The organism is Dyella sp. SYSU CM1112 (assembly GCF_058216415.1).
This window is the reverse complement of the sequence record NZ_JBZEGI010000022.1, coordinates 12,168-37,307: the sequence shown is the minus strand read 5'-3', so window position 1 is coordinate 37,307 and position 25,140 is coordinate 12,168. Positions and strand designations below refer to the sequence as shown.

Annotated in this window: 15 protein-coding genes; 8 read left to right on the top strand and 7 right to left on the bottom strand. The window is 58.5% G+C overall.

All coding sequences use genetic code 11. The features are described 5' to 3' along the window. Positions 1-72 precede the first annotated feature (72 nt). The 3 genes from AC4HNJ_RS20475 to AC4HNJ_RS20465 are packed head-to-tail and all read left to right on the top strand — an operon-like array spanning position 73 to position 5,285. On the top strand, positions 73-2,727 hold the full coding sequence (locus tag AC4HNJ_RS20475) for a glycoside hydrolase family 3 protein (protein ID WP_490481465.1): 2,655 nt from the start codon (positions 73-75) through the stop codon (positions 2,725-2,727). Between the two features lie 12 nt (positions 2,728-2,739). Further along, positions 2,740-3,783, top strand: a complete 1,044-nt coding sequence (locus AC4HNJ_RS20470) for a PfkB family carbohydrate kinase (protein WP_490481464.1) — start codon at positions 2,740-2,742, stop codon at positions 3,781-3,783. Further along, positions 3,783-5,285 carry a mannitol dehydrogenase family protein gene (locus AC4HNJ_RS20465; protein WP_490481463.1) on the top strand — a complete coding sequence of 501 codons (1,503 nt, stop codon included), beginning with the start codon at positions 3,783-3,785 and terminating at the stop codon, positions 5,283-5,285. Before AC4HNJ_RS20470 ends, AC4HNJ_RS20465 begins: the two co-directional genes overlap by 1 nt. 65 nt (positions 5,286-5,350) lie before the next feature. On the opposite strand, the gene AC4HNJ_RS20460 is transcribed toward AC4HNJ_RS20465, so the two are convergent. From AC4HNJ_RS20460 to AC4HNJ_RS20450, 3 genes are all read right to left on the bottom strand, one after another. Further along, complete coding sequence (locus AC4HNJ_RS20460; RefSeq protein ID WP_490481462.1) at positions 5,351-5,812, bottom strand: DUF4019 domain-containing protein; 462 nt, start codon at positions 5,810-5,812, stop codon at positions 5,351-5,353. Positions 5,813-5,928: 116 nt separating this feature from the next. Further along, positions 5,929-6,768 (bottom strand): outer membrane protein assembly factor BamE, encoded by an 840-nt coding sequence (locus AC4HNJ_RS20455; protein ID WP_490481461.1) that lies wholly within the window; start codon positions 6,766-6,768, stop codon positions 5,929-5,931. 16 nt (positions 6,769-6,784) lie between these two features. After that, positions 6,785-10,801: a YadA-like family protein gene (locus AC4HNJ_RS20450; protein WP_490481460.1), complete on the bottom strand. Its 4,017-nt coding sequence runs from the start codon at positions 10,799-10,801 to the stop codon at positions 6,785-6,787. 917 nt (positions 10,802-11,718) lie between these two features. On the opposite strand from AC4HNJ_RS20450, the gene AC4HNJ_RS20445 reads away from it, so the two are divergent. Beyond that, positions 11,719-12,600: an RHS repeat-associated core domain-containing protein gene (locus AC4HNJ_RS20445; protein ID WP_490481459.1), complete on the top strand. Its 882-nt coding sequence runs from the start codon at positions 11,719-11,721 to the stop codon at positions 12,598-12,600. Between the two features lie 151 nt (positions 12,601-12,751). On the opposite strand, the gene AC4HNJ_RS20440 is transcribed toward AC4HNJ_RS20445, so the two are convergent. The 4 genes from AC4HNJ_RS20440 to AC4HNJ_RS20425 all read right to left on the bottom strand — a co-directional run bounded on the left by AC4HNJ_RS20440 (position 12,752) and on the right by AC4HNJ_RS20425 (position 18,271). Further along, complete coding sequence (locus tag AC4HNJ_RS20440; protein ID WP_490481458.1) at positions 12,752-13,624, bottom strand: helix-turn-helix domain-containing protein; 873 nt, start codon at positions 13,622-13,624, stop codon at positions 12,752-12,754. 621 nt (positions 13,625-14,245) lie between these two features. Next, the gene (locus tag AC4HNJ_RS20435; RefSeq protein ID WP_490481457.1) at positions 14,246-14,908 is read right to left on the bottom strand and encodes a response regulator; all 663 of its coding nucleotides are present in this window, start codon (positions 14,906-14,908) and stop codon (positions 14,246-14,248) included. A 538-nt stretch (positions 14,909-15,446) separates the two neighbouring features. Then, complete coding sequence (gene uxaC / locus AC4HNJ_RS20430; RefSeq protein ID WP_490481456.1) at positions 15,447-16,859, bottom strand: glucuronate isomerase; 1,413 nt, start codon at positions 16,857-16,859, stop codon at positions 15,447-15,449. 95 nt (positions 16,860-16,954) lie between these two features. Further along, positions 16,955-18,271, bottom strand: coding sequence for an MFS transporter (locus AC4HNJ_RS20425; RefSeq protein ID WP_490481455.1), 1,317 nt, complete (start codon positions 18,269-18,271; stop codon positions 16,955-16,957). Positions 18,272-18,722: 451 nt separating this feature from the next. Between AC4HNJ_RS20425 and AC4HNJ_RS20420 the strand changes: the two genes are divergently transcribed. The 4 genes from AC4HNJ_RS20420 to AC4HNJ_RS20405 all read left to right on the top strand — a co-directional run bounded on the left by AC4HNJ_RS20420 (position 18,723) and on the right by AC4HNJ_RS20405 (position 25,078). Then, positions 18,723-21,617 carry a TonB-dependent receptor gene (locus AC4HNJ_RS20420; RefSeq protein ID WP_490481477.1) on the top strand — a complete coding sequence of 965 codons (2,895 nt, stop codon included), beginning with the start codon at positions 18,723-18,725 and terminating at the stop codon, positions 21,615-21,617. 100 nt (positions 21,618-21,717) lie between these two features. Further along, positions 21,718-23,202 carry an MFS transporter gene (locus AC4HNJ_RS20415; RefSeq protein WP_490481454.1) on the top strand — a complete coding sequence of 495 codons (1,485 nt, stop codon included), beginning with the start codon at positions 21,718-21,720 and terminating at the stop codon, positions 23,200-23,202. A 24-nt stretch (positions 23,203-23,226) separates the two neighbouring features. Further along, on the top strand, positions 23,227-24,243 hold the full coding sequence (locus tag AC4HNJ_RS20410) for a glycoside hydrolase family 43 protein (RefSeq protein ID WP_490481453.1): 1,017 nt from the start codon (positions 23,227-23,229) through the stop codon (positions 24,241-24,243). A gap of 43 nt (positions 24,244-24,286) precedes the next feature. Beyond that, on the top strand, positions 24,287-25,078 hold the full coding sequence (locus AC4HNJ_RS20405; RefSeq protein ID WP_490481452.1) for an aldose 1-epimerase: 792 nt from the start codon (positions 24,287-24,289) through the stop codon (positions 25,076-25,078). The last annotated feature ends 62 nt before the right edge of the window (positions 25,079-25,140 follow it).

Below are 25,140 nucleotides of genomic sequence, written 5' to 3'. Positions count from 1 at the left end.
AACACCCGTTCCCCTCCTGCATATAGGGGAGGGAGTCATGCGAGATATCAGAGCAATGGCGGCCAGGTAACCATGCAAACAGCACATCAAAAAAACGTTCGACTCCTCATCGCCGCTGCATTGATCGCAGCGCCTCCTGCCTGGTCGCAAACGGCGATCTATCAAGACCCGAATCGCAGCTTTGAACAGCGTGCTGCCGACCTGGTGTCGCGCATGACACTGCAGGAGAAAGTCTCGCAGATGCAAAACGCCGCCCCGGCGATACCGCGCCTGGGCATCCCGGCCTACGATTGGTGGAACGAGGGTTTGCACGGTGTGGCGCGTGCCGGGGAGGCGACCGTGTTCCCGCAAGCGATCGGACTCGCGGCGACGTTCGATCCGGCGCTGCTGCATGAAGAGGCGGTTGCGATCAGCGATGAAGCGCGGGCCAAGTACAACGAGTTCGAGCGGCACGGCATGCACGGCCGCTATGAAGGCCTGACATTCTGGTCGCCCAACATCAATATCTTCCGCGACCCGCGCTGGGGGCGTGGCCAGGAAACCTATGGCGAAGATCCGTACCTCACCTCGCAGATGGGGGTCGCTTTTGTGCGCGGCATGCAAGGCGACGATCCGAAATATCAGAAACTGGATGCCACCGCCAAGCACTTTGCCGTGCACAGCGGTCCGGAGTCGGAACGCCATCATTTCGACGTGCACCCCAGTGAACGCGATTTGTATGAAACCTACCTTCCCGCCTTCCAGGCATTGGTGCAGCAGGCGGATGTCGATGCGGTCATGGGTGCGTACAATCGCGTCGACGGCGAGCCCGCCGCGGCAAGCCATCGTTTGCTGCAGGTGATCTTACGCAAAGACTGGGGTTTCAAGGGTTATGTGCTGTCCGATTGCGATGCGATCGATGACATCTATATGCGCCATAAAGTGGTACCGACGGCCGAACAGGCTGCCGCCATGGGCGTGAAGAACGGTGACGACCTGAACTGCGGCACGACCTACGCCGCGCTGACCAAGGCCGTGCATGATGGCCTGGTCAGCGAAGCCGACATCGATACCTCGGTAAAACGGCTGATGCTGGCGCGCTTCCGGCTCGGCATGTTCGATCCGCCGGATCGCGTGCCGTGGTCCAAGCTTCCGTATTCGGTCAATCAATCGCCTGCACACGATGCGCTGGCACGCCGCGCTGCACAGGAATCCATCGTACTGCTGAAGAACAACGGGTTGCTGCCGCTTTCACGCGATGTGAAGCGCATCGCGGTGATTGGTCCTACAGCGGATAGCGTCACCGCGCTGGTCGGCAATTATCACGGCACGCCTGCCGCGCCCGTAACCATCCTCCAGGGTATTCGTGAGGCGGTACCCCATGCGACCGTCACTTACGTGCACGGCGCCGACCTGGTCGAAGGCATGGGCGGTCACGGCGATGCGACGCTGATCGAGCCCACCTATCTGCGGCCAGCCGCGAACACTACCGAGCACGGTCTGAAAGCGGAGTATTTCCGCAATGCCGATCTCGCCGGCACTCCTGTGCTTACGCGCACCGATGCAAACATCAATTTCCACTGGGATAACAGCACTCCGACCGACAACTTGGTTTTGCAGGGTGAGTTGCCGGTCGACAAGGCGCTGCAGAAAAACCAGTTCAGCGTGCGCTGGAGCGGTGAACTGTTGCCGCCCATATCCGGTCGCTATGCGTTGAATCCCGTCTCCAGCGGCGGTTTCCGCCTGTATATCGACAATCGCCTGGTCATGGATGACTGGAGCGGTCATGCGCAGGCCAAGAGTGCCACGGTCGATCTCCAGGGCGGCAAGGCTTACGCCATTCGCCTGGAATACACCAACAGCGAGCAGAATCACGATGCACAACTGTCCTGGCGGTTGCCCGGTGCCAAGCCGCCATTTGAAGAAGCCATGGATGCGGCACGTCGCGCCGATGTGGTGATCTTCGTAGGCGGCCTGACCAGCGATGTGGAAGGCGAAGAGATGAAAGTCCACTACCCTGGCTTTGCAGGGGGCGACCGTACCAACCTGCTTTTGCCGGCGACACAGGAAACATTGCTGCAGGCCCTGCATGCCACCGGCAAGCCGGTAGTGCTAGTGCTCACCACCGGTTCCGCGCTGGCAATCGATTGGGCCAAGCAACATTTACCGGCCATTCTGGTGGCGTGGTATCCCGGCCAGCGTGGTGGCAATGCGGTAGCCGATGTGCTGTTCGGAGATGTGGATCCGGCGGGCCGCCTTCCGGTTACGTTCTACAAGGCCAGCGAAAAACTGCCGCCGTTCGATGATTACAGTATGAAGGGACGTACCTACCGTTACTTCAAGGGCACGCCGCTTTATCCCTTTGGCTATGGCCTCTCCTATACCCACTTTGCCTACTCGGATCTTCAGCTTGACCGAAGCACCGTGCACCCCGCGGATCACATCAAGGTGACATTGAAAGTCAAAAATACCGGCCAACGTGCCGGCGATGAGGTCGTGCAGCTTTACGTGCACCCTTTACATGCACCACGTGTGCGCGTGATCAAGGAACTGCATGGCTTCCAGCGCATTGCGCTACAGCCGGGCGAGGAGAAAGAGGTGTCCTTTGACATCTCGCCGCAATCAGATCTGAAGTATTACGACGTCACGCATCACGCCTATGCGGTGGACCCTGGACGCTACCAGGTGCAGATTGGCGCATCGAGTGCCGATATCCGCCTGAGCAAAGACCTGGTCGTGCAGGACTGACGGGAGCACACGATGATCGGGACATCCTCCTCTTCTGCTGCGACGCGCTGCATCGTGACGTTCGGCGAATTGCTTATGCGACTGTCGCCGCCCGGCCATGAACTGCCTTTCCAGTCGCCGCAGTTCAACGCGCACTTCGGGGGAGCCGAGGCGAACGTGGCCGCTTCGCTGGCCATTCTCGGTCACCACAGCATCATGGTGAGCGCGCTACCGAACAACGTGCTCGGCCACGCTTGCGCCGCCGAATTGCGTCGTCATGGCGTCGATACGACTCGCTTGCACTACGCCGATGGACGCATGGGGCTGTACTTCCTGTCGCCAGGGGCCATGCATCGGCCTTCCGACGTTCTCTACGACCGCGCGGGCTCGGTATTTGCGTTGACCCCGACGCATGGCTACGACTGGCCGCTTCTGCTGACAGGTGCGCAATGGTTGCACCTGTCAGGCATCAACCTGGCCCTGTGCGAGAACACCGCGCAAGCAGCTTTGCATGCCGTGCATGCTGCGCGCGCGGCAGGACTGTTGGTTTCGTTTGATTGCAACTATCGCAGCAAACTGTGGGGATCGCGGTCACCCCAGGCACCGTCGCTATTGCGAGAGATGGCGGCGCAGGCAGACGTTATCTTCGGTAACGACCGCGATGTCGCCTTGATTCTCGGCATGAACTTCCCCGAAGCCGACGCGAGCGAGCGTTTTCGCGCCGCCAGCAGCGCTGCGTTTGCAGCATGGCCGCACCTTCGTTACATGGCGGCTACCGGACGCCGTCACGAGAGCGTGGACGATCAGAACATTATCGGCTTGCTGGCGACGCGCGATCATGTGCACGTCACTGTCGCGCATGCATTGAGCGGCATCGTCGACCGTATCGGTGGCGGCGATGCCTTCGCTGCTGGTCTCTTGCATGGCCTGTTCCGAGAAATGCCCGATGACGCCGCCTTGGGCTTTGCGACGGCGGCGGCTTGCCTCAAGCATTCCATTCCCGGTGACGTCAACCTGCTACGCGAAACGGACATGCTTGCGTTCCTTGCGCAGGAAGGGTTCGAGGTAAAACGCTGATGGCCGAATCCACCTCGCTTCCCATACCGCGCTTGTCGGCGAGCATGCTCGATCAGCTGCCCGACAACGTCATCAAGCCTGCGTATTCACGCGACGGCACGCGTATCGGTATCGTGCATATAGGTGCGGGCGCATTCCACCGCGCGCACCAGGCGGTGTACGTCGACGACTTGCTGGCGGAGCATCCGGATTGGGCGATCTGCGGTGTCTCGCTGCACAGCACCGATGTACGCGACGCGCTGCGACCGCAGGATGGCTTGTACACCCTGCTGCTGCTTGGCGAACCTACGCAGTTGCGAGTCATAGGATCGGTGCGCGAATGGCTATCCGCGCGTGACGAATCGGACACGGTGCTGGCGCGCCTCGCCGATCCCGCCGTGCGCCTGGTGACGCTGACGATCACCGAGAAGGGATATTGCCTTGCGGGTCGCGACCTCGACACCACGCACCCGGATATCGTGCATGACCTTGCCGTACCTGAAACACCGCATAGCGCTGTCGGCTACATTGTGGCGGGACTGCGCAGGCGTCAAAAGCAGGGCCTTCGCCCCTACACCGTGCTCAGCTGCGACAACCTGGCGGAAAACGGACATCGTCTACGCCATGCCGTCGTGCAATTTGCGCAACGTATCGATCCTCCACTGGCAGACTGGATTGAGCGGAACGTCGCGTTTCCATGCTCGATGGTCGACAGCATCACGCCGGCCTCCGACGAGGCTCTACGCGAACGTGTCAGCCTTGCACTCGGCTGTGCAGACGCGTGGCCCATCCAGCGCGAGACATATACGCAATGGGTGATCGAAGACCGTTTCTGCAATGACCGGCCGCCCTTCGAGCATGTGGGCGCCACGCTGAGCCGTGACATTGCGGGGTACGATCGCGCCAAACTTCGCTTTCTCAATGGCGCGCACTCTACCCTGGCTTATCTCGGTTCACTCATGAACCTGGAAACCGTTGCCGATGCCATGCGCGATCCGCCGCTTGCTGCATTCGTGGAACGATTGATGCGTGAATCGATTGCTCCGGCCATGATCCTTCCGGAAGGCTTCGATGTTCATGCGTATATCGATGCCATCCTCGATCGTTTCCGTAATCCGGCCATTCGTCATCGGCTATTGCAAATCGCCTGGGACGGCTCGCAGAAATTACCCGTGCGCCTGCTCAGCACGATCACGGATGCGTTAGCAAAGAAGCAGCCGGTCGAGTCGCTATGCCTTTCCGTCGCGGCATGGATGCAGTTTGTGCGCCGGCAGGCTCATCATGGCGTTGCGCTGGTCGACCCGCTCAACGAAAGTCTGTCCCGCACGGGCCTCGCCTGCACCGGCGATCCGTATGCCGACGTGAATGCCTTTCTCGGCATCGAATCGGTCTTCGGCGCGCTCGCAGGCGACCAGCGATTTACCGATCCGCTGAGAACCATGTACGCCAAGCTCGGAGATGCCTCGCCAGATTTGGTATCGCGAACGCTTACAGCCATGATCAAAAACTCATTCTGGCGGTGACGTAGTACATCGGTTCCTCGATCACCCTGCGCTTCAAGCGACACTGAGAGCCTGCTTAATAGATATCACCGCAGTGTGTAGCCTGTCACACGCCACACCTTGTCGCTATCCAAGTGAAAGGAAATCAACTCACGTATCGGCTGCTTTTCATTGATGAAGCGCGTCGCGAATGCCACGTTGGCAAATAGGCCGGAGGGAAGTTTCTTGCCATCCGATTCACTGAAGGTCAATCTGGCCAGCGTGCGCGTGATCAAAGCACCTGCCGTCTTGCGATCGGCGCCGACGCCCTTTACGAATGCATCGCGATTGACCAGCCGCTTGGTGATACTGGAAGCCCCGTCCCATACCTGCCCTTCCTGATCCTTGTCGACCAGCCTCGCTACCTCCAGGGCCGCCTGCTCCAGTTGCTGATTACGCTGCGCATAATCCTGTGGCGTGGGTTGACGGGCCGCTGCGGTGGATTGAGCAAGCACGCCCGTTGTGACGGCAGCCAGGGCGAAGAAAGCAAGAGAGGCAATGACTCGCATGATGTTCAGTTCCCGCGATGCTGTTTTTGAAATTGGACAAGCAAAAGCTGCCACGATATGGATGGCGCGATACGGCTTCCCTCTCGCACGCGAGAAAGAAGCCATGTCGGACAGGTTCAATCGCCGCGCACATTCACCCGCACTACCACACGCCGGTTTGGTGCAAGACAAGCAATCAATTTGTTGCGCGTGTGATCCGCACACTGCACCAAGGGTGCTGCCTTCCCTCGCCCTTGGGCACTGATCAATGCCCCTGGCACGCCTTTGGCCTCGAGATATTCCGCCACCGACTCCGCGCGCCGTTGCGAGAGCAACTGGTTATAGGCATCGCTGCCGAGCCGATCCGTATAGCCAACCACACTGATACGCGTTATGCGTTCCTTCTCATTCAACAGGCGCGCTGCCAAGTCGTCCAGCCGCACACGCCCGTCATCTGTGATGTCCTTGAGCGCGTAACGGTCGAACACGAACAAGGCATCCGTCGATAGCGTGGTTTCCTGCTTCAGCACCTTCGCGGCAGGTGTTGGCGCAAGCGGAGATGACGGACGCATATAGCGCGCGCACGCTTCCGGCTTCCAGTAGAAGCTGCGCGCCAGCTTGTGCTGATCGAACAGGATCTTGAACTGGCACACCGTTATGTGAGAGTTGCTGTCACTGAAATTGAACACGTAGTTCCACTCACGCACGTTCCACACGCCTTCATCGAAGTGTGGCCAGCCAATCAATTGCGAAATCTGCGGTTTGTTCATGCCTGCATGCAACTGGCGCAAGGCACTCAGCTGGGGAAACGTGCCGCTGCGATGCATGGGAGTCACCTCATCCGGTTTCGGCCACACAAGCTCCTGTGCATGCGAGCCGTCCTTGGCCACATGGCGGCTGACATTGCCGCAAGCGCTCAGGCCCATGGTCAGCAGGGTGGTCATTGCGATTACCAACAGCTGTTTTGACGTTTTCATGTTCGCCTCCCTGTCCTCACCAGACGACATTGATGCTGCCGCCGACACCCACATCACCTTGCGTATTGGATGAAGCGGCCAGCTTGAAGATGTAGCGCCCGCTTTCCGAAATGGTCGACAAGCCCACTGCCACGCCCGCCTCTCCGTGATAGGCACCTACGCCCACGCCGAAAGTGCTCAGGTTCGGCTGATAGGCCTGGCCCAGACTGGCCATGGCAATGCCTGCGGCAATACCTGCGTCCGCGCGATTGGAAATCGCGTTGAGATCATGATTGATCGATGCGAGCCGCTGATCGGTATAGTTTTGCGCCCAGTTCTCAGCAGTTTGCACACCCTGGTTTACCTGGCCGACGTTTGCCGCGTCGGTGGTTGCCGTACCGGCTTCCACATTGGTGATCTGCCGCTGCTGGGAGGACGAACCTACTGACACCACGTTGGAACGTCCGTCATCGGTGGAGCCCGCACCCAGCGCCACTGAATTATTGCCAGAGGCACTGCTGTTGCTGCCGACCGCGACGCTGTTGTTGCCCGAGGCTGAGGAGGATGGACCTTCGGCCACCGCATTCGTACCCGTGGCAGAAGAAGCATTGCCTGTAGAAGACACCGAATAGTATTTGGAGGAACTTCCGCTGGTGACGTTGGTGATCGTATTGTTGAGGTTGCTAATGGCACTGGTGTTGGCGTCCACCTGTTGATTCGTTGCATACAACTCCGAACCATTGATGGCATCCGTACTGGTGGCACTGACCTGCCCTGCCGCCACGTTGGTAACCGTGCGTTCATTGCCTGCGCTGCCTACGCTCACCGTACTGGTCGGCGTGGTGCCGGCTACCGCGTAGGTATTGCCGCCCACCATCACACTGCTGGTGCCATGTACCGCCGAGGTAGTCGAGTTCGCGCCAAGCGCCACGTCTCCGGCCTGCGCACTGGCGTTCGCGCCAGCACCTAGCGCCACGCTGGTGGGATCGGCGGTGGTGGCGCCCGCGCCAATCGACACGGCTTGAATGCCGCCGGCTGAAGCATTCGTGCCCATCGCAATCGAATCCTGCAGGTACGAGATGGCGTTCTCACCGATTGCCACACCGCCCGGCGCATTCTGCTGCACGATCGCGCCGTTACCCATGGCTACGCCGTTGTCGCCATTCGTCACCGTGTTCGGGCCCACTGCGATGGCGTTGTTGCCCACCGCCAATGAATCGGGATCGGTAGAGTTGGCGTGGAAGTACTTCGTCGTCGTCGTGGCAAACGAACTCAACGCGCCCGTCAGCTGACGCACGGTGACTGCATCGTTGGTCGCCGTGCCATCCGCCACGTTGGTGATCTGGCGATAGCTGGTCGGGCTGCCCACCGACACTGCACCGAGCAGCGTGCGGTCCGTGGTGTTGTAGGGAATGTACGTGCCGCCCACGGTGCCACTGGCCGGCGCCAGCGCACGGTCTGAAACCGAACCCGAACCCAGCGCCACGCTGTCGGTGATGGTCGCCTGCGCGTTGTAACCCAGCGCGGTTGCATTGGTGGTGTTGGCGGAGGCTGCTACGCCAGCGGCGAGCGAGTTCGTGCCGGTGGCACCGTCGTTGGTGTAATTGGCCTGCTGCGTGCCGCCGTCGTTGACGCTGTAGTAATGCGTGAGTCCGTTAGCCACCGTGGTATTCAGGCTGTTGACCGCCTGGTTGGTGGCGTACAACTCGCTGCCGTTGATCGCGTCCGTAGAGTTCTGGCTGATCCGGCCCGCCGCCACATTGGTGATGGTGCGCTCATTACCCACGCTGCCCACGCTCACTGTGCTGGAGGGTGTGGCACCGGCGAAGGTGTAACTGACACCATCGAGGGTGGTGCCGCCCGTCTGCACCACCGTCGCCGTCACGGAGCCCGCACCCAGCGCTACATCGCCCGCGTTCGTACCCGCGATGGCACCGCTACCGATCGCCACGGCGTTGCCGATGCTGGCCGTGCTGGCATTGCCCAACGCAGTACTGTTCGTGCCGCTGGCGTTGGTACCGTTGCCCACTGCCGTGGCGTCTGTGCCGGAAGCGGCAGCACTGACGCCGGCCGCCAAAGCATTGGAGCCGGTCGCGCCTGCATTGTTGTAGTTCGTGTCGGTGCCGGTGGAAATGCTGTTGACGCTGTAGTCGTGCGTCTGCGCCGCGGTAATCTGCGAGGTCAATGTATTGGCGACGCTATACAGTTCGGAGCCGTTGATCGCATCGGTGCTCGTCTGGCTGATCTGGCCTGCCGCAACGTGTGTAAGGGTACGTGGTGCGCCGGTGGCTCCCACGCTTACCGTGCTGGTGGCATTGGTGCCGGCAAAGCCCGAGTAGGTGATGTTGTTGACAGTCGCAGTCGCCGTGTTCACCACGGTTGCCGTGACCGAGCCCGAACCTAGCGCCACGTCACCAGCTTGCGTCCCCGCTGTTGCGCCGGCGCCCAGCGCTATCGCGTTGGCCTGACTGGCCGTGGCCGTATCGCCGAAGGCCAGCGCGCTGGCCGCGGTGGCGTTGGACGAGTTGCCCAACGCTACCGCGCCCTGCCCTGTGGCGTTGTTGTTATTGCCGATGGCGACGGCGCCGTCGGCGGTGGCGGTGTCGTTCGCGCCCGTTGCAACGGCGCCGTTGCCGGTGGCCGTGTTCGGATCGCCGATGGCGACCGCGCCGTTGCCGTTCACCGTTTGCTGTTGACCGATCGCCACCGCGCCCGTCCCGCCGAGCACCTTCGACTGGTAGCCGCCCGCGAACGAACCGGTGCCTGCCGTCGCTGATACCGAGCTGCTGTCACCTATCGCAACAGTCGAGGCAGCTTGCGCGTTGGCGGAGTGACCGATGGCAACGCCCTGGGCACCATTTGCGATGGCAAGCGCGCCGACTGCCACGGCGTTCGCTTGCGTGGCGCTAGCGCCTACACCTAATGCTGTCGCGTCGGTCTGAGAAGCATAGGCATTGTTGCCTACCGCCACGGCAGATGTCCCTGTACTTTGGGCGCCTGACCCTTCTGCCACGGATCCGGCGCCGGTGGCAGCGACCTGGTTGCCTAAAGCGAGCGAGAAATTGGCAGATGCGTTGGCGTCTGGGCCGGCCGCCAACGCATTGCTTCCTGCTGCCTTGGCTTGAACCCCGATGGCTGACGCGGAAGCGCCTGATGCACTGGCCTGCTCGCCGATAGCAATCGCCTGAGATTGGCTCGCATTGGCCTGCAGGCCCATGGCGATGGCATAAGTGCCCGACGATTGCACATCCGTGCCTATGGCAATAGCCGACTCTGCCGAAGCCCCCACCCCGGTTGTACGTGGACCTATATAGATGGAGTTGAGCGCCGTTGCATAAGCCTGCCAACCAATCGCCGTCGAGTGATCGGTGGCTGCCTGGGCGCCTAGTCCGGCCGCGATCGCACCATTGCCGGTGGCAATTGTCGCTCCGCCTAATGCCGTCGAACCGATGCCGGCTTGCGCACCCTCGCCCACAGCGGTCGCATCCGAACCGCTTGCAGCTGCATTAATCCCTACCGCGGTGGCGTTGGCTGCTGAAGCAATAGCGCTGACACCAAGAGCGGTTGCATACGTTGCGTTTGCAGTGGAGTTTACCCCTAGCGCCACGGTGCCAGTAGCCTGAGCTTTGGCATTTTGACCGAGTGCCGTGGCATTGATGCCTTGCGCAACGGCATAACACCCTATGGCGATTTCGTTGTAGTCGGCTGAGCCGCCAAGCGTCTGCGCATCCGTGCCGCCGCCGCAGTTACCGCTGATCGCAATCTGGCCAGTCCCTGAAGTAGTGCCTCCGCCTGCGTTGTATTGCGCGGACGCAATCCCAGGCGCCATGACACCTGCGAGTATCGGCAACGCTCCCATGACCGACTTCCAGCCAAGCCGTACCCAACCGTCGCCGATGGCCGCGCTGATACTCTGGATGATGCCTCGAAGGGATGGCTGGACATTCGTACCGTGCTCGCCTTTCCCGCTACTGCGACAGCAAGCGGCTAATTCCGACGCTACCACCAGCTTGTTGAGCGAAGCATTCCAGACTTTGCTGTAGATCCTGTTCATGGCTTTCTCCAAAATCCGCTTGCGCGGATGACAAATTCGAATCACCGGATGCCGTGATGCACATCGAGCGAGACTTCCCGGCGGGCAACGATCCTGAGGCGTTATCGAGAGGGTGGAGTCGATCGCCAGCCGCCCGCGTTGTTTCGCGGACACATGTCGTCCTTGCATGCGGGAAAAACGACTGTTCAGTACGCAGCAAATGCGCTGAAGCCTGCGCACGGAACATTGGGATGCAGGCATGCAGATGGATGCCATCGGCATGCCGGATCGGCGCTGGATCGATACGCCCTTGCCTGCGGATGCGCGCACGTTGTGCGCAAACCGTCGATGTTCGCTGTGTCGCAGAAGAATGTCATAGCCGCCTCAACTTCATACCCCCAACCGCGGCATCTACTTCATGCAGATGGCGATGGGTTCATTGAAGCGGAACGAATCGGAAAAGGATGCACAGAATCGGCAAAGGAATACCCTTTTTCGGAAATTATCGTACAAATATGGAAAGCAGCCGACACGCTGCGTCGATGATCATGGCCGAAGGAAGAAATGTGGAGCTGCATATGCGCAGCACGTGCAAAGGCAAGCCCTGCGATGGACAGATGTCCAAAGTCGCTAGCCCACGGTCGCCCGCGAGCAATGGTTTGGAAGTATGGCTACGCTGTCGCCCCTGCGTCTGCGGAGGGGCACATGGGCGTGTCCGGTTATGGGAAGTGGGGAAAGCACGAAATCCGGAGATCGCCCGTGATGCTGACATCCCACGCAAATATTCAGGGCGCTACAGCAAAGGCGCGAATACTAGTGCGAAATTATGCTGCCTTCCAATCTTTGAGGCAGAGCGTGGTCGACTTGACGTTATATGCAGTTAAGCCAGGTTTTAATCGTATTCTTTTTGACCTGTCTCGTGTTTAATGGAGATTTTTATGTTCCAGAGTCTAGGCTTTACAGGGGCTTATCAGGATGCCATTACGATGGCCTATCCGCTGGGCAACGGTCATCGCTTCGATCTTCCTGGATTGATGCGTTTTAATGCTCGGGATAACGTCAGTCCCTTTGGCCCTGGTGGCATCAACCCGTACGCTTACTGCACCTGTGATCCCATCAACCATAGTGATCCTACGGGCCGCGTAGAGATTGACCCAGAGGTCCTAGCGGCGGTTAATTCGCTCCTCGATGACGTAGTCAAAAATGAAGGAAACGCACTATCAAGATCAAGCACTCCTGCTCCGCCAGACATAGATGAGCCTATTACAACTAAAAGAGCCAGGTTAACAACTGCAGAGGACAAGACAGGGCAAGGAACATCGACAAACCCTGAGCATCAACAAGGCCCTCAATCAGCAATTGAGTCGGGCTTTAACCTCCTTCGTGTTGATCCTGACGCCGAGTTACAAGATCTTGCGCCTCTTGAGAACATATTTATTTTGCAAAAAACAAATCATGTTTACAGTTTTTCGCCAATGGTCCCCGGCGCTCGTGTACCACGCGCGCATGGCTTATTCAGCTATGTCGTCCCCATTCCTGACAAGGATAACCCATTGCGTGTGCTCTGCGGCGTTTCCCGCGGCAACGACCATATTCCTGAGAGATTCCATGTTGAGGGTCATACGTCGATTTCGCATAGACAACCGGTGCTCTACGCCGGTGATATGGCGTTGTATTATGAACAAATGGGGAAGTGGAATAATAACAGCGGTCACTACACGCCGCCTTCTCCGTTCTGGGACTTTAATCCGGTTGCGTACAATGCTCTAGAAGATCTATTGCCATGGAGAGACTTCAGAGCGGACGACTACGGAGGCTAGGTCACTGCCAGAAAATGGAAGCGAAGCAAATCGTCCACGTCGCTTCGGTGCTAAAAAGCGAAGACAGACGATTCATTCTCGCTAACTCTTTCGAGATCTTCCTTCTGGCGTTGTTCGCGTCGTGTTACATCGGCCGTAGCGCCGGTGTAGATCACGAAGCAAGGCTATACGATCGCAGCAGCGTATCGCTGGGATGCTCATCGAAGGCTCGCCGGTAACTGGCCGCAAATCGCGATAAGTTCCATAGGCCGCAATTCATCGCGACAGACTTTACCGACAGCTTTTCGGCACCGCGCATGGAAAGCCGGCGGCTCGCCTCATGCAGCCTCAGCAAGGTCAAATACCGGGTGGGCGATACGCCAAGCAGATCGTCGAAAACCATGCGCAGGCTGCGATCGCTGATCTGTGCGGCGGTAGCCACCTCGTCCATGTAAATGTCGCGCTGCAGGTTATCGCGCATGTATTGCGCAGCTTTGCGGAACGCCGGGTACTGCGCGCGGCGATGGGCAGGATGGGGTGCGAAGAATCCATCGGATTGACCAAACAAGGCCCGCATCCCGCGTTCATCAGCGAGAAAATCGGTAGCACCGCTATCAATCAGCCGCTCTAACTGCGGAATGTTTCCTTCCGCCAGGCCCTGATACAACATTTCGTGCCAGACGCGTAAAGGCGAACCCATATGCCATTCTTGCGTGAACAAGGCAAATTGTCGGCCAGGTACGCAGAACGAGTCGGCATGCACGTCGATGATGCGCTTCATCGCGCCACGAAGCGGCGCCAGCACCAAGCTGACGCGCGATCCCGCTCCTAGCATCAGGTCGCACGCGCTGCCGGGCAGTATCAGGAGCATCGTACCTGCCGACAGCGGCATGCCGGCACACCAGCTTTCCGGCGCGACGTCATGCAGATAACAGACCAAATAGTGCTCCTGCGGCAGCAAAAAACGCCCATGCAACGCGAAATCGGCAGCGAAGCTGCAAAAGTTCGCACCATCGCGCCGATAGCTGCCAAGAGCGCCATTCAAGCCGCCCTCTTGCAAAGTAATTGCCTCTAGCCTGCACACCTCAAGCATGCGACTGATAACAGTGAGCCCAGGCAACGAAAGTTTGCGCTTGACCGCAGATTTCAGCGGCTCCATCCCCCAATCCCATTCGATAGCTGATGGCCGTGCCCTTCACGGGCGGGCGCGATGCGTTGTAAAGCGGAGAAAACGGCAAATCCGAATGCTTTATGGGTGGGTTGGCCAAGATCTGTATCGTGTGTGGTCGGCGCGGATGCTCATGCCAGGATCGGATGTCGCGTGGCGAACGTTTACGTCAAGCATGAATGCACTCCCTGGAAACACTTGCCAAGTCATGACAAGGGCATGACTTACACACCTTTATTCGCCCCCTGACTGACTATGCAGGTCTTCTACCTAACTGCGTCAGCGGGGGAAATGGACCGAGCCTTAAGATTTATCTCAAGGTTAGGCGTCATTTAGATCGAATAAAATAAGAAATATCTCAAAATCTTGTGGAGATAACGTGAAAGCCAACCCAGTAGGCATTTTCTACACGGCGCAGACGCACACGATGTTCTGCTCCGAGCGATGACCGAAGCAGACTTCTCAAGACACGACTCGATAATGGCTGCGCGATCGCTGCTAAAGATCCAGACCATGTGCACGCGCGTACGCGAACACCTGTCCATTGGTGCTTAGCTCCAGCTTCTCCATGGCGCACCGCTTTTGCCGGCTTATGGTCTTGACGCTGCGGCCTGTAAGGGCAGCGATTTCGGTAATGCTCCGCCCCTCGACGAACAAGCGGATCACTTCTGCCTCACGCGAGGAAAGCCGTGGCTCGGGCTTGTCGCCCTCGAACCGGCCAGGCATCGCGTAATCCTTCGTCCGCTGTTTGACACCATGCTGGCTGACATAGGTGCGGCCACTGCGTACTGTGCGCAAAGCGGGCAATAGTTCCTGGACAAGATGCGCCTTTTCCACCACCGCATCCGCCCCTTGTTGGTACATGGTGCGGAAGATGGCGGAATGACGCGCCATCGTCATGACTACCACCGGCAGCGCGCGGTAGCGGTTGCGTAATTCACGCAGCAGGTTGATCCCGTCAAAGGCTACAGCATCTTCATCTTCTTCAGGCATCAGGAAGTCGGTGATGACCAGATCGCACGTGGTACGCGCCAATACTTCCAGCAGCTCGCCGCCACCAGCCGCCTGCCCTACGACGTCATAGCCTTCACCGCTGTGTTCCAGTATGACTCGCACACCGATGCGCACTACTTCGTGATCATCCGCTATGACAACCCGCACGCGTCACCCGCTTTCCCGGTTTTATGCGTCCCACACAAAACACGTTTTTCTTATTGATCGATCACAAGCCATGCTTCGTGCATGGATACCCAAACTCGTCCTGTGTCTGCCGGGGAATGTGATGCTTGCCTCTCTTCACCGCTAAATTCAAAAAACTTCGCCTGCTCAGAAAAGCGCCTCCGCACTACCTGTGCCATCAAGGTAGCGTTATAGCAGGCGCAGATAATTTACGACTCGTCGGATAGTACAACTCGGAAAAGATTATTGATGGCCTGTTCGGCGCTTACTTTTGAGCTAATCACTCAAAGCGTGAACTCGGTCGCCGTTCAAGAGGGCGATCTTTGCGTGCAAGCCGCCTTCCATTTCCTCCGGCCCTCGATATCGCCAAATGCACGCTGGAGGGATGAAGGATCGTCAAGTTGCGGGTGACGCAGGCAGGTACATCCGGTGAGCAGGTACTACGACATACCCAGGCGCACCATGATTCCGCGTCTCTACGGCGCCCGGTCCTACCAAACGCCGCAGATTTGGACAGTGTCTAAAGCTTGTAAGCCTGCTTTGGCAGTGTGTAGGCGAGATCGACTGCCAGTTCCATGGCCTCGTCTTCGTCCATGCGGTGCTCAGCCACAAGCTTGGCAAGGAAGGCACAATCGACACGACGTGCCACATCGTGCCGCGCGGGGATCGAAAGGAAGGCGCGGGTGTCGTCGTTGAAGCCGACGGTGTTGTAGAAGCCACCACTGCTTAGCGTCCACTCGCGGAAACGCCACATGCCCTCCGGCGCATCGTGGAACCACCAGGCAGGGCCGAGGAACAAAGCTGGGTAGTGGCCAGCTAACGGCGCAAGTTCGCGGCTGTAGGTGCTTTCGTCCAGCGTAAACAAAATCAGCTTGAAACTAGACTCGTTGCCGAAACGGTCCAGCAGCGGCTTCAAGGCCGTGACGTATTCAGTACGCAGAGGCATGTCCGCTCCCTTGTCTCGTCCATACCGTTCGAACAGTTCACGGTTGTGGTTACGGAAACACCCCGGGTGGATCTGCATGACCAGACCGTCGTCGAGACTCATGGCCGCCATTTCGGTGAGCATTTGCGCACGGAACAGCTCTGCCTCCACGGAGGTCGCCTTGCCTTGCACCACTTTGTCGAACAAGGCACTGGCTTCGCTCCTGGAGAGATTGGCCGTGGCTGCCGTGGGATGGCCATGGTCGGTAGAGGTCGCGCCCGCTTGGGCGAAGAAGGCCCGCCGCTGGCGATGCGCGCGCAGATAACCGTCCCAACCATAGACATCCTCGCCCGTGATCTCTCCGAACTGCTGCAGTGCCGAAGGGAATTGTTCGTGTTCCGGGTCCACCACAGGGTCCGGTCGATAGGCGGTGATGACGCGCCCTTGCCAGCCGCTCTGCCGGATGGCTGCATGATGTGTCAATGGATCGAGCGGCGATTCCGTCGTGGCGATCAATTCGATGCGGAAACGTTCGAAGAGCGCGCGCGGGCGATAGGTCGGTTGCTGCAGCGCATCGGTAATGTGATCGAAATACAGATCTGCCGTTTCGGCGCTCAGCCGCGTGCGCAAGCCGAATACTTCATGGAAAACATGATTTAGCCACATGGACGATGGCGTCCCGCGGAACAGATGAAAATTCGCCGCGAACAGGCGCCAGGCTTCGCGCGGATCAACGTCAGCGCGCGAGCCATCCCGGCGCGGGATACCCAGCGCATCCAGCGAAATGCCCTGGCTGTAAAGCATCCGGAAGACGTAATGGTCCGGCACCAGCAATAACTCCGTCGCATTAGCGAATGGCATGTTCTCCGCGAACCACGCCGGATCGGTATGCCCGTGCGGACTGATGATCGGCAAGTCCGATACCTGGGCGTAAAGACGCCTGGCGATGGCACGTTGGCTTGCTTCGGATGGAAAGAGGCGGTCTGGCTGCAGTGATAGAGCGGGCATGGCGATATGAGTAGCGTGACAAAATGAGATGGAACGGCCGACCCTAAGTCAGGTTGCTCACTCGGGATCGGGAGTGATGACAACAGCGATGCTTGTCATGGCGTATGTGGTGAAGCGGCGCCCTCCTCCAACGCCACCGGTGCGAGCCGGGGCACTAAAAGATGGATCACAACCAACGCCAGCAGATAGGCGAAGCCGGCTATCAGGAATACCGGTACGTAGCTTTCCGTAGCCTGCAGCAAAAGGCCGATGACCGTCGATATCAACATGCCTCCCACCGCGCCTGCGAACCCACTCAGGCCAACCACCGAAGCCACTGCGCGACGCGGGAACATATCGGAGGCCAGGGTATAGACATTGGCGGACCAGCCTTGATGCCCGGCAGTGGCCAGGCCGATGAGGGCGACCGCCAGCCAAAGATTATTCGCTTTTGCAGCGAAGATGATCGGCACCACCATCAACGCACAAATAAGCATCGCACTTTTGCGAGCGCGATTGACACTCCAGCCGAGCTTTATGAAGCGTGCCGCGATCCAGCCGCCCGCAATGCTGCCGATGTCGGCAAAAACAAAAATAGCAACCAGCGGCAACCCTAGCTCAAGCAGGGAAAGCCCATATTCCGAATGCAGGAACTTGGGTAGCCAGAAGAGAAAAAACCACCAGATCGGATCGGTCATGAACTTGGCGGCGACGAGAGCCCAGGCCTGCCGATAGCGAAAGAGCTGCGACCATGGCATCCGCCGCGGCGTTGCCTGCGACGCATGTCCAATGTATGCGCGCTCGGCCGCCTGCAGCTTGGGCTGCTTGTCGGGCGTTCGATATGTCATCAGCCATACGCTCACCCATATGGCACTCAAGATGCCGGTAAAAAGAAAGGCGGCCTGCCAGCCCCACCTTGCAGCCACCACCGGTACAAGCAAGGGCGCAAGCAGCGCACCAATGTTCGACCCCGCATTGAAAATGCCGGTAGCCAGTGCGCGCTCCTGTTGTGGAAACCACTCGGCTACCGCCTTGATTGCCGCAGGAAAGTTGCCTGACTCGCCGAGGCCCAGGGCAAAACGCGCCAGCGCAAAGGTGACAACACCCGTGGCCAGCGAATGACTCATGGCGGCAAGGCTCCATATGCCGATAGCCAGCGCATAGCCAAGCCGCGTACCTAGCTTGTCGATAATGGCGCCTGCGCATAGCAGGCCGATGGCATAGGCCGTCTGGAACGCCGTGACGATGTTGCTGTAGTCGATTTCGGTCCAGCCGAGTTTGTCTTGCAGGAAAGGCGCCAGCACGCCAAGTACCTGACGATCGATGTAATTGATCGTGGTCGCCGCGAGGAGCATGGCGCACACACGCCAACGGAACTTACCGATCTTCCTATGCAGTCCTGCGACCGCTGATGTCTGCCTGATATCGTCCATACCAAACCCAGTGGCGGGCTCTGTTTCGGCCCATGATGGAGGCTGGAGCAGCTGAAATGAGCAGGTTGCGGCACAACTTTTTTTCCGCTTTGCATCATCGCAGGCTACTTTTTCAGCGCCTTATTGTTAGCGCTACCATTAACACATAGCCAAATCCAAAAGCTACCTCGCATCGATCCGCACCGAAAATCCAGACGTTCCGTGTCCATTCCGTAGCGTATTTGACGGCTTTTTTTACCGTTTGTGAGGTCGACGCTCCTCATGCTGCCCTGCAGCGTGCGCCTGCAAAATGTTAGCGCTACCGTTTTTGCAGCCCACAGCGGGAAAGATCGTTCTAGCCAAAGCAAGATCAAGCCATCCGTTTCACGGGCGGACGCAGGACGTCTGAGGGGACGGCTAAATCACAAGAAACTGGGAGGGGAATACGGTGCAGATTCAATACGCAAGAACCATGTTGTCGCATGCGTTATTGCTTGCTCTGCTTGGCGCGGCGGGGGCCGCGCAGGCGCAGGATTCATCGCAAGGCCAACCATCGCCGCAAACCGGTGCTACCACGCAACAGTCCGGCGCACAGGCGCAGGGACAGGCAAACGTCAACGACACTCAAGCATCCAAGAAAAACGCCAAGGAGCTTGCGACCGTCAACGTCAGCGGCGGTTATCGCAACAGTATCCAATTCTCGACCGAAGCCAAGCGCGACGCGACCAATGTGGTCGACACCGTCTACGCCGAAGACATCGGCAAATTTCCCGATACCAACATCGCTGAGTCGTTGAACCGCATTCCCGGCGTGCAGATGTCGCGTGACGTCGACGGCGAAGGCGTCAACATCCAGATTCGCGGACTGGGTACGGACTTCACCAAGATACTGCTCAACGGCGATCAGCTCGCGGTTGCCTCCTCCGGTACGCTGGACGCGCAGAACCAGAACCGCGAGGTAGACCTGGATCTGCTGCCCACTGAATTCTTCACCCAGTTGACGGTAAACAAGACGCCCGAAGCGAGCATGACCGAAGGTGGGGTCGCTGGCGTGGTCGATATGCGTACCACGCGCCCCTTCGATAATCCGGGCACGCACCTCACCTATTCCGCACAGGGCAGCTACAACTCGATCGGCAGCGACGTCAAGCCGCGCGGCGCGATCATCGGTAGCTGGACCAATGCATCCAACACATTTGGTGCCCTTATCGGCTTGACGGCATCGCGCAGTGATTATGATGTGCGCGGGTTCGAGACCATCGGCTGGACTACGCCGCAACTGAGCGCCGCCCAATGCGGCACCGCAGCAGGCCATTGCAGTCCGGCCGGCGGCAGCTGGGTCATCCCGAGCACCGTGCCAGCCGGCGCGGGTGCCAGCCTCACCGCAGGTCAGACCATCAACAATGCTTACTTGCTGGCTCACAACCCGGGCCTGACCACGCAGCAGATTGCCAATGCGCTGATTCCCCGCCTGGGCCGCAATGCGTACATCCAGGGTGTCAACGATCACCAGTCAGCCTTGATGTCGTTCGAGTTTCGTCCGGACGAACGCGCGCATTTCTACTTGGATACGTTGTTCTCCAAGCAGGAACGCGACTTCAACCGCCTCGACATGGACTTGATCGGCCGAAGCGGTCAAATGATTCCGGTCAACGAGCAGGTAGACCAGAACAACGTCGTCACCAATGCCACCTTTGCCAACGCGCAGTACTTTCTGGAAGCGCGTCCCTACTCCGAACACGTTCATTTCTACAACATCAATCCGGGTGGCGAATTGCTGTTTGGCGATGATGAGAACATCAAGCTGGATTTCCAGGGCTATTCGGAGCGTAGCTGGTACTACAACCAGCAGCCGACGGTCGGCGTGGAGACGCCGCTGGGCCAGAACATATCGGTCAATTACACCAATACCGGCGGCAACTTCCCTACCATCACGCCGAACATCAATCTCAACAACCCCAATGCGGGTTGGATCTGGTATCGCCTCAACGTCGACAACGAAACACGCGTGACCGACAACAAGGGGACGCGTGAAGACCTGCAGATCGGTGACGACGACAATAACGTGAAGGTCGGCGTCGCCTACGACGATATCCTGCGCCAGATCAAGGCATACACGGATACCACGGCCTGGCAGGCCTACGGTGAAGCGGCAGTCGCCAATTCGCAGCTGCCTAATTATCTGATGCCCGGACCGGGTGGCTTCATCGGTGTGAACTATCCATCGATCATGGCCGCGACCAATTACGGCTATTTCGACTCCATCGCCCCGCTGTCCACCGCGGCTGCCACGGGTGCCGGCACCGGCAATATCGAAGAAAGCACCTGGGCCTGGTATGTGGAAGGCAATGGCAGGTTTGATCTGGGAGGACACGACTTGCGTGTCAACGGCGGTGTCCGCCATGCCTACACCGACCAAACCATTGCAGGTCCGTCGTCGATCGGTGGCCAGCTTCAGTACGTGACGCTGAAGCATGACTACGGTGTGTATCTGCCTTCGTTTAACATCGCCTACAACGCAGCCGACAACGTCATCGTGCGCCTGGATGCATCGCGCACCATGACACGCCCCGACCCCAGTGCGATGCTGCCCAACACCAACTTCAGCGACCCTGCCGCGGAAACTGCAACGCAGGGTAATCCGAAGCTGTCACCTTATATTTCTACCAACCTCGACTTCGGCGGCGAGTGGTATACCGGCCATGAGGGCTATGTCGGCCTGGATATGTTCGGCAAGCGCGTTACCGGATTTACCGTCAACGGCGTCAACCTCGTTCCCTTCACGGAACTTGGCATTCCTTTCGCCACATTGACTCCGACACAGCAGCAATCGATCGACCTGCGCGGTGGCGCGAGTGCTGCCCAAGTGCAAGTGCAGCAACAAGTCAATGCCAACGGCACGCTCTTCATCAAGGGCGCCGAAGCGAATTGGGTGCAGCCGCTCGACTTCATCATGAAGGGCCTGGGCATTCAGGCGAACTACACGGTGATTTCCCAGCGTAACATCGGTAGCGGCATCCCCGCCCAGGCCGTCGGCATCTCACCGCATACCTATAACCTGACCGGTTATTGGGAAGGCTACGGGGCAACGGTACGCGTGTCGTATGTGTGGAATTCCGCGCAAATCAGCTCCACGCCGAATCAGAACGGCCTTTCGTTCGGGCAGATCAAGACAGATGCCCGCGGCCAGCTGGATATGTCGGCCAGCTATCAGTTTGCGCACCTGCCATCAAAGCCGGAGGTCACCTTCAATTTCATCAATATGACGAAGGCGCCCTTGCGTAGCACGTTTACCTACAATAATGCCGCGTATACCTACTACACCCCCGGCTATACGGTGATGCTCGGCGTACGTGGCAGCTTCTGATTTTCAGACCCCTGCATGATGTGCCATGCGGCCCGTCCGGCTCTACCAAGCCGGACGGGCCGTGCTGTACATGGACGTATCCAACGATGATTGAGTGCAGATGAACAACCCTTCCCAAGTACTTTCGGTCACGGAAAAAATCGGCTACAGCCTGGGTGACCTGGCCGCTAACCTTATCTTCCAGACGCTGGTAACGTTTCTCGCCTTCTTTTACACGGATATCTTCCGGATTCCCGCAGCGACGGCGGCGACCGTCATCTTTGTCGTAGGACTGCTCGGTGCATTCGTGTTCACACCCATTATCGGATTGGTGGCCGACCGCACCCACACCCGATGGGGCAAATTCCGTCCATGGATACTTTGGACTGCCATCCCCTTCGGCGCGCTCTCCCTGCTTGCCTTCAGCACACCCTCCCTAGGTGAACATGGCAAAGTAACCTATGCCATGGCTACCTACACGCTGTTGGTCATGGTGTACGTAGCCAACAACCTTCCCTATTCCGCACTCAGCGGCGTGCTGACGGGCAGCATGGCACAACGCAACAGCCTCTCCTCATATCGTTTTGTCGCCGTGATGGTGGCGCAATTCATTATCCAGGTGTTACTGCTGCCGCTAGTGCTGATTCTGGGGCATGGCGACAAGGCGCGCGGTTTTCATAATACGATGATGCTGTTCGCCATCGTCGGCACGATTTTTTTCCTGATCACATTCCTCACGACGAAAGAACGCATCGTGCCGGCAAAGGAGCAGAAATCCAGCGTCCGCGACGACCTGACCGACCTGCTCAAGAATCGCCCGTGGCAGATCATGCTCGCCGTTACCATCTTGCTGTTTATCAACCTTGCGTTGAAAGGCGGCATGTACATCTACTACTTCAAGTACTACCTGAGCGAGCCGCAACTCGCGGCATTCCTCGGCCATGTCGGATTCAACGATTTCATAGCTGGATTGAACAAGCTTTTGATCGGTATGGGGCTGTCGGAATTCCGTTGGCCCAAGGATGCGCCCACCTCCGCTTTTAGCCTTTTCAACGGACTCGGCATCACCTTCATGATCGTCGGCATCGGCTTTTCCAAACGCCTCGCCGATCGCTTCGGCAAGCGCGATGTGTTCGGCGGTGCGCTATTTGCCTCGACGCTATTCTTATTGGTGTTCTACTTCTATTCTCCAGACGCTGTCGCGTTCGTCATAGGCTCATACATTCTTCACGGTTTCTTCTATGGCATCACCATTCCCCTGCTATGGGCGATGACTGCCGACGTGGCAGATTATTCGGAATGGAGAAACCGACGGCGTGCCACAGCCATCATCTTTTCAGCCATGTTGTGCGGGTTGAAGGTGGGATTGAGCATGGGTGGCGCACTGGTGGCCGGCATCCTGGCCCACTATGGCTATCATCCTGATGCAGCTATCCAAACACCCGGAGTCATCAGTGGCATCAGGTTAACGGTAAGCGTGCTTTGCTCCTTGCCCTTCCTGCTGGCGGTGGCGCTCCTTTTCCTCTACGAAATCGACAAGCCAATGGAACGGCGTATCGAACAGGAACTTGGCGCGCGTCGCCTTCAAGCCGCGACCGCTTCCTGATGAACCGAATCAAACAGGTATCCCATGTCTGACGAGACCACAAGCCTCGAGCTTCAAGCCTTGGCCGCTCGAGCCCTTTCTCAGCCCTTGGCCACGCATATTTACACGGCGGATCCGTCTGCCCACGTGTTCGGCAACGCCATCTATATCTACCCTTCGCACGATATCGACGGCGGTGTGCCCTTCAACGACAACGGCGATCACTTCTGCATGGAGGACTACCATGTCTTTCGCATGGATGCGCCCGACGGCAAGGCAGTGGACTGCGGCGTCGCGTTGCACGTCAAAGATGTGCCCTGGGCAGAACGGCAAATGTGGGCACCGGATGCCGCGCATAAGAACGGCCGGTATTACCTCTATTTTCCGGCCAAGCGCCCTGATGGCATCTTCCAGATCGGCGTCGCAGTCTCTGACCGACCGGAAGGCCCTTTCAAACCGGAAGCCGAAGCCATTCGTGGAAGCTATTCCATTGATCCTGCCGTATTCGAGGACGAAGACGGTGCGTTCTACATGTACTTCGGAGGCATCTGGGGCGGCCAGCTGCAAAAGTACCGTGACAATGTTTTTGCTGAGGCGCACGAAGAACCGCCGGCCCATGCCCCTGCGCTCGGGCCTCGCATGGCCAGGCTAAGCGATGATATGAAGCAGTTTGCCGAAGTGCCTCGCGAAATCATCATCCTTGACGAAGCGGGCCATCCACTACGGGCCGGCGATCATGATCGCCGTTATTTCGAAGCGCCGTGGATGCATAAGTATGAAGGCAAGTACTACCTTTCATACTCGACCGGCGATACGCATTTTCTCTGTTATGCGACGGGAGACAGTCCCTATGGCCCCTTTACCTACCGCGGGCAGATTCTGACCGAGGTAATCGGCTGGACCACACATCATTCCATTTGTGCGTTCGGCGGCAAGTGGTATCTGTTCTATCACGATGCGATTCTGTCAGGCGGCATTACGCATCTGCGTTCGATGAAAGTAACGGAACTGCACTACGACGAGCACGGCAACATCATTACCCTCCATCCCTATGGAAAGTAACGCCAGCCCAGACGCATCGCCCAGCCACGATGCGCAGTATCCCTTGTCCGTCGGCCCGCTTGTCCGTATCACGCATGGCGCACTCGCTGTCGATATCGCTCCCGCAGCGGGAGGCAGAATCGCGCAGATAACTTTTGATGGGGTCGAGTGGCTGATAGGCCATCATATCGACAACGAGGCGATGATCGCCTGGGGCAGCTATCCGATGTTGCCGTGGGCAGGACGCATCAGGCACGGGCGATTCCATTTTTTAGGGCGCGATTATCATCTGCCCCTCAATTTTGGCGACCATGCAATTCACGGCGTGGCATTTGGAATGCCGTGGCAGGTCGATGCACAGGCGTCTACGTATATCGATCTTTCGTTAGCGCTGCCTGAGAACGAGTGCTGGCCGTTTGGCGGAACCGCCCGCCAGCACATCGAAGTAGAGGAAAACCGTGTTCGTATGACGCTGACACTCATGGCAGGAAAACATCGCATGCCCGCCACGATGGGATGGCATCCCTGGTTCCACAAGCCTGATCGCCTGGATTTCGAGCCGCAACGTTTTTATCCCCGCGACGTCGATGGCATCGCCACACTTCCTTTGGCGGCCCCGCCTCCCAGTCCCTGGGACGATTGCTTCCTCAATGACAGGCCGGCGTTTCTCCATCGCCAGGGGCAATGTGTCCGCCTGACATCGGACTGCAACCATTGGGTGGTTTACGACGAACCCATCCATGCCACCTGCGTTGAACCACAAACAGGCCCGCCGGATGCATTCAACCTGGGACGTGCGCAACACATTTCGCCCGGCTCTTCGCTTTCCGCATGGTTTTTGCTGGAGTGGACTTAGCGCCGCCAGCAATGACCAGGCAGCGGTGGACCAGGGCTGCTTAAAATGGGGCGGGACTGACC